The following is a 12,943-nucleotide window of genomic DNA, read 5'->3' on the forward strand; positions in this document are numbered from 1 at the left end:
CGTCTTCCGGGTCGGCACGGCCGCCGCACGTGCAAAAAAGGCCCGCCCCGGTCATCGACCGGGCGGGCCTGTGCGTCTTTACGCCGGCCGGCGCGTGTCGCGTCGCGGCCGGATCGCGCGTCAGCGGTTCGACGGGAAGCTGAACACCGTCCCTTCGCGTACGCCGGCCGAGGGCCAGCGCTGCGTGATCGTCTTGCGTTTCGTGTAGAACCGCACCGCATCCGGGCCGTACGCGTGCAGGTCGCCGAACAGCGAGCGCTTCCAGCCGCCGAACGAGTGGTACGCGACGGGCACCGGCAGCGGCACGTTGATGCCGACCATGCCGATCTGGATGTTGTCGCTGAAGTAGCGCGCCGCTTCGCCGTCGCGCGTGAACAGGCACGTGCCGTTGCCGTATTCGTGCGCGTCGATCAGCGCCATCGCCTCGTCGAGCGACTTCAGGCGGATCACGCCGAGCACCGGCCCGAAGATCTCGTGCTGGTAGATCGGCATGCCGGGCTTCACGTTGTCGAACAGGCACGGGCCGAGGTAGTAGCCGCCGTCGTGGCCGTCGACCTTCACGCCGCGGCCGTCGACGACGAGCGTCGCGCCCGCTTCCACGCCCGCGTCGACGAAACCCGTCACCTTCTCGAAATGCTGCTGCGTGACGAGCGGGCCCATGTCGACGCCCGCGCCGTTGCCCGGGCCGACCTTCATCTTCTCGATCTCGGCCTTCAGGCCCGCGACGACCTTGTCGCCCGTTTCATCGCCGATCGCGACGACCAACGGGATCGCCATGCAGCGCTCGCCGCACGAGCCGTACGCGGCGCCCATCAGCGCATTCACCGCGTTGCCGATGTCGGCGTCGGGCATCACGACCGCGAAATTCTTCGCGCCGCCGAGCGCCTGCACGCGCTTGCCGTGCGCGCAGCCGGTCGAGTAGATGTATTCGGCGATCGGCGTCGAGCCGACGAAGCTCACCGCCTTCACGCGCGGGTCGGTCAGGATCGTGTCGACCGCTTCCTTGTCGCCGTTCACGACGTTCAGCACGCCCGGCGGCAGGCCAGCCTCGAGCGCGAGCTCGGCCATGCGCAGCGTCGACGACGGCGTGCGCTCCGACGGCTTCAGCACGAATGTGTTGCCGCACGCGACGGCCATCGGCCACATCCACAGCGGCACCATCACCGGGAAGTTGAACGGCGTAATGCCGGCCGCGACGCCCAGCGCCTGGAACTCGCTCCACGAATCGATCGCGGGGCCGACGTTCTTGCTGTGCTCGCCCTTCAGCAGCTCGGGCACGTAGGTCGCGTATTCGACGTTCTCGATCCCGCGCTGCAGTTCGCCCATCGCGTCGGCGAGCACCTTGCCGTGCTCGGCGGTGATCAGCGCGCACAGCTCGTCCGCGTGTTCCTCGAGCAGCGTCTTGAAGCGGCTCATCACGCGCGCACGCTTCAGCGGCGGCGTGTTGCGCCACGCCGGGAACGCGGCCTGCGCGGACGCGATCGCGGCTTCGACGGTCAGCTTGTCGGCAAGCGCGACGCTCTTGTGCGATTCGCCGGTGGCCGGGTCGAACACCGGCTGGACGCGGCTGCCGCCGTCGACGCGCTTGCCGTCGATCAGGTGGCCGACGGTGGAGGTCACATTGCTGTCGTGTTTCATGTTTCTGGCTCTGTCGTGAATTCGGTTGTCGCAGGGAACGGGCCGCGGCTCAGTCCACTTCGTTCAGCGCGTCGGACAGCGCGTTGACCAGGTTGTCGATCTCGCGCTTCTCCGAGATGAACGGCGGCGCGAGCTGGATCGTGTCGCCGCCGTAGCGCACGTAGAAGCCCTTCGCCCAGCAGCGCATCGCGATCTCGTACGGGCGCCGTGCCGGCTCGCCCGGCAGTGCCGCGATCGTCAGGCCGGCCGCGAGGCCGTAGTTGCGGATGTCCGTGATATGGCGCTGGCCCTTCAGCCCGTGCACGGCCGCCTCGAAATGCGGCGCGAGATCGCGCACGCGGGCCACCGCGTCTTCCTTCACGAGCAGGTCGAGCGCCGCGACGCCGGCCGCGCACGCGACCGGGTGCGCCGAGTACGTGTAGCCGTGCGGGAACTCGAGCATGTACTCGGGGCCGCCCGCGGCCATGAACGTGTCGTAGATTTCCTTCGTCGCGATCACGCCGCCGAGCGGCTGCACGCCGTTGGTCACCTGTTTCGCGAAGTTCATGATGTCCGGCACCACGCCGAACGCGTCGGCGCCCGTCATCGCGCCGGCCCGGCCGAAGCCCGTGATGACTTCGTCGAAGATCAGCAGGATGTCGTGCGCGGTGCAGATATCGCGCAGGCGCTTCAGATAGCCCTTCGGCGGCACGACCACGCCCGCCGAACCCGAGAACGGCTCGACGATCACGGCCGCGATGTTCGATGCGTCGTGCAGCGCGATCAGGTCGAGCAGGCGGTCGGCCAGCTCCGCGCCGTGCTCGGGCATCCCGCGCGAGAATTTGTTTTCGGCGAGCTGCGTGTGCGGCAGGAAGTCGGCGTCGATCCCCTGGCCGAACAGCTTGCGGTTCGGCCCGATCCCGCCGACCGAAATGCCGCCGAAGTTCACGCCGTGATAGCCCTTCTCGCGGCCGATCAGGCGCGTCTTCGTGCCCTTGCCCTTGGCGCGCCAGTACGCGCGGGCCATCTTCAGCGACGTGTCGGCCGCTTCCGAGCCCGAGCCCGTGAAGAATACGTAGTCGAGGCCGGCCGGCGTCAGGTCCTTGATCTTGTTCGCGAGCTCGAACGACTTGGGGTGGCCGAACTGGAACGCCGGCGCGTAGTCGAGCTGCGCGACCTGGCGGCTCACGGCTTCCGTGATTTCCGTGCGGCCGTGACCGAGGCCCGTGCACCACAGGCCCGACAGGCCGTCGAAGATCTTGCGGCCTTCGCCATCCGTGAAATACGCGCCCTTGGCCGACACGATCATGCGCGGGTCGGACTTGAACTGGCGGTTCGCCGTGAACGGCATCCAGTGGGCGTCGAGCCAGGCGGCGTCGGTGCGGATGTTCGTCTCGTCCTGCTGGCTGGCGGTGATCGTATCGGTCATGTCGGTCGGCGCGGCGCGCCCCTCCTTCTTGTGATGATGTTGCGCATTGTCGGGAGGCCAATTAGTCTCTTCAATATCGCAATATCAATGTTCACTTGCGCAACTATGCAAGCAAAGAAACCGAAGAGCCGCGCGCTGCTCGGGCAACTCAGCGACATGGATCTGCGGCTGCTGCGGGTCTTCAAGGGCGTCGTGCAGTGCGGCGGGATGGCGGCGGCCGAACTCGAGCTGAATATCGGCATCTCGACGATCAGCCGGCACGTGAAGGACCTGGAAACGCGCCTCGGCCTCGTGCTGTGCCGGCGCGGCCGCGCGGGCTTCACGCTGACCGCCGAGGGGCAGACCGTCTACGAGGAAACGCTGCGACTGCTCGCGTCGATGGAAGCATTTAGAAGCAGAATAGACGGCATTCACGACAAGATGGGCGGAGAATTGCACGTCGCCGTATTCGACAAGACGGCCACCAACCCGAACGCGCGGCTCGGCGACGCGATCCGCCAGTTCACGGACGAAGCGCCCGACGTCGCGCTGAACCTGCATGTCGCGTCGATCAACGAGGTCGAGCGCGGGATCATCGACGGCAGCTATCAGGTCGGGATCATCCCCGCGCACCGCAGCTCGGGCAGCCTCGTATATTCGGAACTGTTCGACGAGCGAATGCTGCTGTACTGCGGCCGCCAGCACCCGCTCTTTGACGCACCGCACGGCAAGCTCACGTGGACGACGATCCGCAACCACGCGTTCGCCGGGCTCGGCTTCCATTCGCCGAACATGGAGCTGAGCCATCGCGCGAAGCTCACGCGCAGCGCGACGGCATCGGACCAGGAATCGATCGCGACGCTGATCCTGTCCGGCCGCTATCTCGGCTTCCTGCCCGACCATTACGCGGAGAGCTTCGAAAACAAGGGGCTGATGCAGCCGATCGCACCGCACCGCTTCAACTACCGGTGCCGGTTCGTGAGCCTGCTGCGCCGCTCGCCGCGGCCGTCGCGGGCCGCGCTGCTGTTCCAGTCGTGCCTCGAAGCCGCACATGCCGCGGCGCGGCCGGGCGCCGACGTGTAGCCGGGGTCTAGGCTTCGCTGGCGCCGCCGTCCGACGAGGGGCTGCGGCCCGATCCGGCTCTGCGATAATGCGCACTTCCCGTTTCCACTCCGCCTCCCGCCATGACGCAGCCGTCCGCCCCGCTCCCCAACGACCTGCCGCCGATTTCGTGCCTGCCCGGCGATGCGCTGCCGTGGCTGCCGATGAGCGCCGACCTGCCGGGGCTCGCGATCAAGTATTTGCATATCAATGCGGCGGAAGACACGCTGACCGCGCTGCTGAAAATGCCGGCCGGCGGCACGTTGCCGCGCCATCGCCACGACGGCGAGGTCTTCGTCCATACGCTGCAGGGGGCGTGGCGCTACCGCGAGTACGAATGGATCGCGCAGGCTGGCTCGACGGTGCTCGAACCGGCCGGGTCGGTGCATACGCCGGAAACGCTCGGCGCGCCCGGCGACGACGTGATCACGCTCAACGTGATGCGCGGCGATCTGGTTCTGCTCGACGACGACGGCCGCGAGACCGCGCGCGAGAATTGCCGCGTCGCGCTGCTGCGCCAGCGCAAGCATGCGCGCACCGCGCCGCACGATGCGGCGCCGTTCGTCACGCGGTAAGACAGGCGACATCGTCGCGTCAGGATCCGCACGGTGCCGGCACTCGCCAACGCGCGCATGGCCGCCGGCGCACTTCGCCAGCCTGGCCGCCCCCGGGCGGCGTTACCGGAAACGCCGGAAGAATCGCCGAATATCGTCGGCCAGCAGTTCCGGCTCTTCCATCGCGGCAAAATGGCCGCCGCTCGGCATGTCGGTCCACTGCACGACGTCGAACACCCGTTCGAGCCAGCGGCGCGGCGGACGACTGATTTCCTTCGGAAAGCGTGCAAACGCGACGGGCGCCGCCACTCGTTGCCCGGCCGCGAAGCGCATCGGCTGCAGCCGGTTTTCCCAATACATCTGCATTGACGAGCCGATGCAACCGGCAAACCAGTAGAGCGAGATTCCGGTCAGCAGCGTGTCGTGCGAAAACCGTTTTGCGACGTCGCCATCGCAATCGCTCCACGCGCGGAATTTCTCGGCGATCCACGCGGCCAGCCCGGCCGGCGAATCGTTGAGCGCGACGGCCAGCGTCTGCGGCTTCGTCATGTGCAGATGCGCGTATCCGCCCTCCAGCGCAGCCCACTCTCCACGCTGCGTCACAAAGGCCCGTTCGTCCTCGGTCAGCGGCGAAGCCGCGTCGACCGGAGGCTCGTAGCTGCCGGGCAGGTAGTTCAGATGGATACCGTCTACCGCATCGGGATGTCGCGCGCCGAGCGCAATCGACACGCCTGCGCCCAGATCGCCGCCTTGCGCGCCGAAGCGGCGATATCCGAGCCCGGACATCAACGTCGCCCAGCAGTCGGCGACCTGAAATGCCGACATGCCGGGTGCCGCGGGCGCTGGTGAGAACGCGAAGCCGGGAAGCGACGGCGCGACGACGTCGAACGCGTCGTGCGGATCGCCGCCGAAAGCGGCCGGATCGCACAGGCGATCGATCAGCACGTCGAATTCGAATACGGAGCCCGGCCAGCCGTGCGTGATGACGAGCGGATACGGCTTCGGCCCCGCCCCACGCCGATGGATGAAATGCACGCGTTGCCCGCCTGCGTCCGCGACGAACTGCGGCTGCCGGTTCAGCGCCCGCTCCGCCGCACGCCAGTCGAAGCGGTCGCCCCAGTACGCAACCAGTTCGCGCAGCCACGCGCCATCCACACCCTGCTGCCACGGCGCGGCGGGTGTCAGCACCGGCGCGCGCATGTCGCGCAGGCGCCGACGCAGGTCATCAAGCGCGTGATCGGGAATCGCAATGTTGAACGGGGCCGCGTGCATGGTGTCTCCTCGCGAGGAACGCCGGAGATTCTGCGCGATTTTTCAGACCCGCGCTGGCGGCGCGCGCCCGCGAGCGTCAGCCCGTTTCGCGCGCGTCCGCCCGCGCGTCGCGCCGCACGGCCTGCGGCGGCACGCCGAAGCCGCGCACGAACGCATCGCGCAGGTGGCGCCGGTCGCGGAAACCGTTCTCCTTCGCGATCACATCGAGCGAATGCCGGCTCTGCTCGATCATCAGCCGCGCGGCCTCGAGCCGCAGCCGCTCGATCGCCTTCGCCGGCGACTGCCCGGTTTCGAGCGTGAACACCCGGCTGAACTGGCGCGGACTCAGGTGGACGGCCTCGGCCAGTTCCTCGACGGTCAGCGCGCGCCCGAGGTTCTGCCGCGCATAGTTCAGCGCATTCTGGATCCGGTCCGATTTCGGCGCGAGCTCCAGCATTTCCGAATGCTGCGACTGCCCGCCCGCGCGACGCTGGTGCATCACGAGCTTGCGCGCGACCGAGCGCGCGACGTCCGGGCCGAGATCCTTCTCGACCATAGCGAGCGCCAGGTCGAGGCCGGCCGTCATCCCGGCGGACGTCCAGATCGGGCCGTCGACGATGTAGATCCGGTCCTCCTCGACACGAATGTCCGGGAACTGCTTCTGCATGTCGCGTCCGTACGCCCAATGCGTCGTCGCGCGGCGCTGCGCCAGCAGCCCGGCCTCGGCGAGCACGAACGCGCCCGTGCAGATGCCGGCGATCCGCCGCGCGCGCGCGTTCGCGCGCCGCAGGAACGCGACGACGCCGGCCGGCGCCGGCGACGCGAGCGGATCGTTGACGCCCGCGACGATCCACGTATCGACGTCGATCCGCCCGCGCAGCGCGCGCGTCGCGACCGGCAATCCGAGCGACGAACGCACGTCGCCGCCGTCGACGGAATAGTTGTCCATCACGTAGAAAGGCTCGCCCACGCCCATGTTCGCGTACTCGAACACCGACTGCGCGGCGAGCGCCATGATCTGGAAGCCGTCGCTGATCAGAAAGCCGATGCGGTGCATGCGTATCTCCAGTGCCGGGACATGATCGTCACGACCAACCCGATGTCCTAAATCATACCCATCTACGTCATTTGTGTCGCCGCGATTCGAGGCCAGAATGCCTTCACGCACTCACCCTTTCCTCGACATGGAGCGACATCATGACTGAAGCACATCGCGGTACCGCCGTCATTACCGGCGCATCGTCCGGCATCGGCGCGATCTATGCGGACCGCCTCGCGCGCCGCGGCTACGACCTGATCCTGGTCGCACGCAACCGCGACCGGCTGGCCACGCTTGCCGAGCGCATCACGAACGACACGCAGCGCAGCGTCGAGATCGTCGGCGCGAACCTCGACGACCGCGCGGCGCTCGCCACCGTCGAGGCGAAGCTGAAGCAGGACGCGAGCATCACGCTGCTCGTCAACAACGCGGGCGTCGGCACGCACGCGTCGCTGCTCGACAGCGACGTCGACGCGATGACGCGGATGATCGACCTGAACGTGACCGCGCTCATGCGCCTGACCTATGCCGCCGTACCCGGCTTCGTGGCGCGCGGGCGCGGCGCCGTGATCAACATCTCGTCGATCGTCGCGCTGTCACCGGAAACGCTCAACGGCGTCTACGGCGGCAGCAAGGCATTCGTGCTCGCGTTCAGCCAGTCGCTGCACCACGAACTCGCGGACCACGGCGTGCAGGTGCAGGCCGTGCTGCCCGGCGCGACGGCCACCGACTTCTGGCAGACCGGCGGCCTGCCGCTCGAACACCTGCCGAAGGAGATCGTGATGTCGGCCTCCGATCTGGTCGACGCAGCGCTGGTCGGCTTCGATCGCGGCGAACTCGTGACGATTCCGTCGCTGCACGCGGCCGACGAATGGGATGCGTACGAGGCCGCGCGCCGCACGATGGCGCCGCACCTGTCGACGGATTCGCCTGCGCCGCGCTACGCGTTTGCGCGCTAGTCGGGCAGTGCCCGCGTCGCGCCCGTGCTGTCCGGGCGCGACGCTCCCGAATCGACGCGCGTCGACGGCGCTTGCGCCACCGCAGCCGTCGACGCCGTGACACATTCCGTACCCTGCGTTGCGTTCCCGCCAAAGCTGGTTGCGCCCCGCTTGCCACGCATTTCCCGCGACGATAAGCTTCGCGATTGCAACTCCCGAAGCAGCGCCACGCGGCATTCGTCCGATCATCGGCGCAATCGACCGTCGCGGAATTCAACCATGCGGTTCCGAATGTTCACCTCCGGGGCCGGCGACACACCCGCCTCCTCTCGCGTTCCCGCCGACGATCGCCCGGCGCTCGCGCCGTTGCCCGAACTCGAGACCGTGTGCCGTCTCGCCCGCGCGCACGTCGGCACGGCCGGCGCGTTCGTCACTTACGCCGAAGCCGGCACACAGCATGTGGTCGCGTCCGACGGGACGCTGCCCGCCACGCTTTCTTCCGTGCACTTCCCGCCGCGTGTCGAGCGCACCTCGGCGCCCGATCGGCGATTCATCACCCCCGATGCGGGTGGCCTGCCGCTCGACGCACCGCATGTCGTCGCGGCCTGCGAACTGATTGCGGCCGACGGCACCACGCGTGGCGCACTGTGTATCGTCGGCGACGCGGGCCTGATGCTCGACGCCGCGCAACGCGCTTTCCTGCATGACCTCGCCACGCTCGCGGAACACGCGATCGCCCGCGCGAACGCGCAGGCCGCGCTGCAGGAACAGCTCGGCATCGTCGCGGAACGCAGCGCGCTGACCACGCTCGCGCTGACCGAAAGCGGCACCGGCGTGTGGGATCGCAACGTGGAAACCGGCGAGATCCATTATTCGGCGGCCTGGAAGGCGCTGCTCGGCTACGCGCCCCACGAACTGACGAGCCGGATCGAGGATGCGTACGAACGGCTGCACCCGGACGATGTCGCCGACGTGAAGGCCGCGATGATTGCGCATTTCGAAAACCGCACCGACAGCTATGCGGTCGAGCACCGCATTCGCTGCAAGAACGGCACGTACAAATGGATCTGCAGCCGCGGCAAGGTCATCTCCCGCGACAGCAACGGGCGGGCGTTGCGCATGGTCGGCACGACCACGGACATCACCGCGCTGCGCGAACTCGCCGGCCGGCTGAGCGACTCCGTCACGCTCGTGACGAACCTGACCGATCAGGTTCCCGGTCTCGTGTTCCAGCTGCGGCAGACCGCCGACGGTCGCCGGTTCTTTTCGTACGCGAGCGCGGGTGTGCGCGACATCTACGAACTGACGCCCGAGCAGATCGCCCACGACGCGGATGCGGTCGAGACCCGGATTCATCCGGCCGATCTGGTCGCCTACCGCCAGTCGCTGCTGACGTCGGCCGAGCGCCTGGCACCGTGGCGGCTCGAATACCGCGTGCTGCTGCCGGACCAGGGGATGCGCTGGCGCGAAGGCGACGCACGGCCGCAACGCATGCCGGACGGCGGCACGGTCTGGCACGGCTTCATCACGGATGCGACCGAGCGCAAGCACATCGAGACCGAGCTGCACCGGATGGCGACGACCGATCACCTGACCGAACTGTCGAACCGCCACGCGTTCATGCGGCAAGGTGAAGCCGCGTTGCGCCACGTGCGCGCGACCGGCCAGGACGCCGCGGTGCTAATGCTCGACCTCGATCACTTCAAGGCGCTGAACGACCGCTGGGGACATCCGTTCGGCGATCGCGCGCTCCGGCATTTCGCGCGGCTGCTGCTCACGGAAATCGGGCCGGACGGCATCGTCGGGCGCATCGGCGGCGAGGAATTCGCGATCGTGCTGCCGCACGCCGGGATCGATGCGGCGTGCGCCCTCGCGCGGCGCGTGCAGCAGCGCGCGGCCGATTCCCGGCTCGTGCACGAGGACCAGGTGCTTGCGCTGACCGTCAGCATCGGCATCGACGCGATGCGGACGTCCGACTTGGGCGCGTACCAGGCGCTATCGCGCGCGGACAAGGCGCTGTATGTCGCGAAGGAACGCGGCCGCAACCGGATCGAGGTGTATCGACCCTAGCCGCGCACCGCGCCGGTGCACACCCGTCAACGCGACGCGAGCGCCGCGTCACGCGAGGTCGCGCGCACGCCCAGCAGCATCGCGACCGCGCATGCGGCCAGCAACGCCGCAATCATCAGCATCGCCGAGTCCATGCTGCCGGTGCGGGTGCGAATCATCCCGACGATCCACGGCGTGATCATCCCGCTCGATACGCCGACGCTGCTGATCAGCGCGATCCCGCCCGCCGCGCCGGCGCCGGAGAAGCAGATGAACAGGAACGGCACGATCCGCACGCCGATGCGGCGGTACAGCGCGTCGTTAACCGACGGGCGCGCCGCGGATGCAACGGGATGCGCGGCGTCCGCTTGAAGATGGGCTGACATCGATCGTCTCCTCGATGGAGGCGAATACGGAGCCGACAGGACACGCAACGCCGGTCGCCGCCGGCCCGGATGCAGCGCCCGGCCGTGGTTCAGGCCCGCCGCGCGGGTTCGCCCTTCACGCCGAGCATCAGCGCCGCGCCGCTCAGCGCGAGCAGCGCGGCCAGCAGGTACACGGCGAGATCCATGCTGCCGGTGCGCGTGCGGATCAGCCCGATCACCCACGGGCTGACGATGCCGCTCGTGATCCCGATGCTGCTGATCAGCGCTATCCCGGCCGCGGCCGCATTTCCCGACAGATAGCGGGTCGGCACGGCCCAGAAGATCGGCAGCGCGGCGAAGATCAGCGTCGCCGCGATCGACAGGCACGCAAGCATCGCCGCGAAGCTGTGCAGGTGCAGCGTCAGCGCCGCGAGTGCGAGCCCGCCGCCGATCGTGCAGCATGCGAAGTGCTTGCGGCGCTCGCCGGTGCGGTCCGAGCGGCGCGCGATAAGGATCAGCCCCACCGCGCCGACCGCGTTCGGCACGACCGTGTAGAGGCTCACGGCCACGACGTCGGTCACGCCGAAGTCGCGGATCATCAGCGGCATCCAGAAATTGAGCGTCAGCGACGCGCAGGTCAGCGAGAAGTAGACGAACGCGAACAGGTAGACGCGCGGGTTCGCGAGCGCGGCCATCAGGCTGCGTGTGTCGTGCGCGCCGTGCGCACGGCCGTCGCCGCACAGCGCGGCGACGCGCGCCTTTTCGTCGGACGTGAGCCACGCGGCGTCCTGCGGCCGGTCGACGAGATAGGCAAACGCGAAGCACGCGAGCACGATCGCCGGCGCACCTTCGATCGCGAACATCCACTGCCAGCCGTAGAGCCCGAGCACGCCGCTCATGTCGCGCATGATCCAGCCCGACATCAGGCCGCCGAGCACGCCGGCCACCGCGACGCCCGCGAAGAACACCGAGATCGCCGCCGCGCGGCGGTTCGCGGGGAACCAGTAGGTCAGGTACAGAACGATGCCGGGAAAGAAACCGGCCTCGAACACGCCGAGCAGGAAGCGCAGCACGTAGAAATGCGACGGCTGCGACACGAACATCATCCCGGTCGACGCGATGCCCCACAGCAGCATGATCCGCGTGAACGTGCGGCGCGCGCCGAAGCGCGCGAGCAGCAAGTTGCTCGGCACCTCGCAGAACACGTAGCCGACGTAGAACACCGCGGCGCCGAGGCCGTACATCGCATCGCTGAAGCCGAGGTCGTGCTTCATCTGCAACTGCGCGAAGCCGATGTTGATACGGTCGAGGAACGATACGACGTAGCAGAGGAACAGGAACGGCACGATCCGCCATGCAATCTTGCGGAACAGCAGCGCGTCGCCGGCGTCCGACGCCGGTGTGGATTCATATGTGGAAGCCGACGCCGCAACACTCGCGTGCGCGATCGTCGCTTCGGCGGGAAGCGATCGGGGCATGTCTCTCTCCAAACGGGCCGCGCGATTCGAGCGCGCAGCAGTCTCCGAGGGCGTACGTGCGCCCTGCATTCTTGTGAGACCGGAAGCCGGCACCGTGAACCGCGGCCCTATGCCGCCGTCGTTCAGGCGCCTTCAGTAAAACGGCACGACGCCCGCCTGGACGCCGCGCCGCGGTGAGCCGCTCAGTCCTGCAGCGCGTCCCACATTTCCTTGTCGCGCTGCGCGGTCCAGATGCGCGGATGCGTGATGCCGCTCGCCTCGTCGAACGCGCGCGACACGTCGAACGGCAAACAGTGCTCGTAGATGAACACGTGGCCGAACTTCGGATCCATCGCTTCGCGCGTGAGCGCCATCGACGCCTTCAGGTCGAGCTTGCGCTCGACGGCCTTGCGGCCCTGCGCGAGCAGCGTCGTCACGAAGTCCTTCGTGTAGTCGAGGCCCTTGTCGACCTCGGCCGGATTCAGCAACGCGGGGCCGCGGCCGGGCACGAGCTTTTCCGCGCCGAGCGCGCGCAGCGCCTCGAGCGTGGCCGGCCATTGTTCGAGCTGCGCGTCGCCGCAATAGCAGGCCGCGTCGTATTCGACCAGGTCGCCGGAGAACAGCACCTTCTGCGACGGTAGCCAGACGATCGTGTCGCCCTTCGTGTGGCCCGAGCCGACGTGCATGATCTTCACTTCGAGCTTGCCGAGGAACAGCGTGATCTCGCGCTCGAACACGAGCGTCGGCCAGGTCAGGCCCGGCACCGTCTCGACGCCCGCGAACAGGCGCGGAAAGCGTTCGATCTCCGACTTCATGTCGGCCTCGCCGCGCTCGACGATCATCTCGTACGTGCCGCGGCTCGCGATCACGTGCTGCGCGCCTTCGTCGAAATACGCGGACGCGCCGAGCACGCGCACCGCGTGGTAATGCGACAGCACGACGTGCTTGATCGGCTTGTCGGTCACGCTGCGGATCTTCGCGATCAGGTCTTGCGCCATCGCGGGCGTCGCGGTCGTGTCGACGATCAGCACGCTGTCGTCGCCGATGATCACGCCCGAGTTCGGATCGCCTTCGGCGGTGTACGCGTACGCGTTCTCGGACAGCTGCGTCCAGGTGACTTTCTTCTCTTCCAGATCGGCTTGGGAGGCGAATGCTTTGGCCATG

Annotated in this window: 10 protein-coding genes and 1 pseudogene; 4 read left to right on the top strand and 7 right to left on the bottom strand. The window is 68.1% G+C overall.

Features of this window, described 5'->3' with window-relative positions; all coding sequences use genetic code 11:
- Nucleotides 1–120: 120 nt before the first annotated feature.
- Nucleotides 121–1,638 (bottom strand): CoA-acylating methylmalonate-semialdehyde dehydrogenase, encoded by a 1,518-nt coding sequence (locus tag WS66_RS06775; protein ID WP_059599401.1) that lies wholly within the window; start codon nucleotides 1,636–1,638, stop codon nucleotides 121–123.
- Between the two features lie 49 nt (nucleotides 1,639–1,687).
- Nucleotides 1,688–3,046, bottom strand: a complete 1,359-nt coding sequence (locus WS66_RS06780) for an aspartate aminotransferase family protein (protein WP_059599400.1) — start codon at nucleotides 3,044–3,046, stop codon at nucleotides 1,688–1,690.
- Nucleotides 3,047–3,151: 105 nt separating this feature from the next.
- Between WS66_RS06780 and WS66_RS06785 the strand changes: the two genes are divergently transcribed.
- Both WS66_RS06785 and WS66_RS06790 read left to right on the top strand, forming a co-directional pair.
- Entirely contained in the window at nucleotides 3,152–4,108 is a 957-nt protein-coding gene (locus WS66_RS06785) for a LysR family transcriptional regulator (RefSeq protein WP_059599399.1), read from the top strand.
- A 101-nt stretch (nucleotides 4,109–4,209) separates the two neighbouring features.
- Nucleotides 4,210–4,701, top strand: coding sequence for a 2,4'-dihydroxyacetophenone dioxygenase family protein (locus WS66_RS06790; RefSeq protein WP_059599398.1), 492 nt, complete (start codon nucleotides 4,210–4,212; stop codon nucleotides 4,699–4,701).
- A gap of 102 nt (nucleotides 4,702–4,803) precedes the next feature.
- On the opposite strand, the gene WS66_RS06795 is transcribed toward WS66_RS06790, so the two are convergent.
- Nucleotides 4,804–5,952 carry an epoxide hydrolase family protein gene (locus WS66_RS06795; RefSeq protein ID WP_059599397.1) on the bottom strand — a complete coding sequence of 383 codons (1,149 nt, stop codon included), beginning with the start codon at nucleotides 5,950–5,952 and terminating at the stop codon, nucleotides 4,804–4,806.
- A gap of 76 nt (nucleotides 5,953–6,028) precedes the next feature.
- Nucleotides 6,029–6,988 carry a GlxA family transcriptional regulator gene (locus WS66_RS06800; RefSeq protein WP_059599396.1) on the bottom strand — a complete coding sequence of 320 codons (960 nt, stop codon included), beginning with the start codon at nucleotides 6,986–6,988 and terminating at the stop codon, nucleotides 6,029–6,031.
- Nucleotides 6,989–7,128: 140 nt separating this feature from the next.
- On the opposite strand from WS66_RS06800, the gene WS66_RS06805 reads away from it, so the two are divergent.
- Together WS66_RS06805 and WS66_RS06810 are read left to right on the top strand one after the other, a co-directional pair.
- Entirely contained in the window at nucleotides 7,129–7,929 is an 801-nt protein-coding gene (locus WS66_RS06805) for an SDR family NAD(P)-dependent oxidoreductase (protein ID WP_059599395.1), read from the top strand.
- A 270-nt stretch (nucleotides 7,930–8,199) separates the two neighbouring features.
- Entirely contained in the window at nucleotides 8,200–9,978 is a 1,779-nt protein-coding gene (locus WS66_RS06810) for a sensor domain-containing diguanylate cyclase (RefSeq protein WP_059599394.1), read from the top strand.
- A gap of 26 nt (nucleotides 9,979–10,004) precedes the next feature.
- Here the strand turns inward: WS66_RS06810 and WS66_RS34865 are convergent.
- The 3 genes and pseudogenes from WS66_RS34865 to WS66_RS06825 form a co-directional block, all read right to left on the bottom strand.
- A pseudogene (locus WS66_RS34865) lies at nucleotides 10,005–10,223 on the bottom strand (MFS transporter); the annotation flags it as partial.
- A gap of 209 nt (nucleotides 10,224–10,432) precedes the next feature.
- Nucleotides 10,433–11,800: an MFS transporter gene (locus tag WS66_RS06820; RefSeq protein WP_059599392.1), complete on the bottom strand. Its 1,368-nt coding sequence runs from the start codon at nucleotides 11,798–11,800 to the stop codon at nucleotides 10,433–10,435.
- 182 nt (nucleotides 11,801–11,982) lie between these two features.
- Nucleotides 11,983–12,942, bottom strand: coding sequence for an MBL fold metallo-hydrolase (locus WS66_RS06825; protein ID WP_059599391.1), 960 nt, complete (start codon nucleotides 12,940–12,942; stop codon nucleotides 11,983–11,985).
- Between the last annotated feature and the right edge of the window lies 1 nt (nucleotide 12,943).

The sequence above is a fragment of the Burkholderia sp. LA-2-3-30-S1-D2 genome (assembly GCF_001523915.2).
GTDB classification, from domain to species: domain Bacteria; phylum Pseudomonadota; class Gammaproteobacteria; order Burkholderiales; family Burkholderiaceae; genus Burkholderia; species Burkholderia diffusa.

Excerpts from the sequence above, each read along its gene's own strand:
- WS66_RS06775 (WP_059599401.1), bottom strand. The coding sequence starts at position 1,638 with ATGAAACACGACAGCAATGTGACCTCCACCGTCGGCCACCTGATCGAC.
- WS66_RS06780 (WP_059599400.1), bottom strand. The coding sequence starts at position 3,046 with ATGACCGATACGATCACCGCCAGCCAGCAGGACGAGACGAACATCCGC.
- WS66_RS06785 (WP_059599399.1), top strand. The coding sequence starts at position 3,152 with ATGCAAGCAAAGAAACCGAAGAGCCGCGCGCTGCTCGGGCAACTCAGC.
- WS66_RS06790 (WP_059599398.1), top strand. The coding sequence starts at position 4,210 with ATGACGCAGCCGTCCGCCCCGCTCCCCAACGACCTGCCGCCGATTTCG.
- WS66_RS06795 (WP_059599397.1), bottom strand. The coding sequence starts at position 5,952 with ATGCACGCGGCCCCGTTCAACATTGCGATTCCCGATCACGCGCTTGAT.
- WS66_RS06800 (WP_059599396.1), bottom strand. The coding sequence starts at position 6,988 with ATGCACCGCATCGGCTTTCTGATCAGCGACGGCTTCCAGATCATGGCG.
- WS66_RS06805 (WP_059599395.1), top strand. The coding sequence starts at position 7,129 with ATGACTGAAGCACATCGCGGTACCGCCGTCATTACCGGCGCATCGTCC.
- WS66_RS06810 (WP_059599394.1), top strand. The coding sequence starts at position 8,200 with ATGTTCACCTCCGGGGCCGGCGACACACCCGCCTCCTCTCGCGTTCCC.
- WS66_RS06820 (WP_059599392.1), bottom strand. The coding sequence starts at position 11,800 with ATGCCCCGATCGCTTCCCGCCGAAGCGACGATCGCGCACGCGAGTGTT.
- WS66_RS06825 (WP_059599391.1), bottom strand. The coding sequence starts at position 12,942 with ATGGCCAAAGCATTCGCCTCCCAAGCCGATCTGGAAGAGAAGAAAGTC.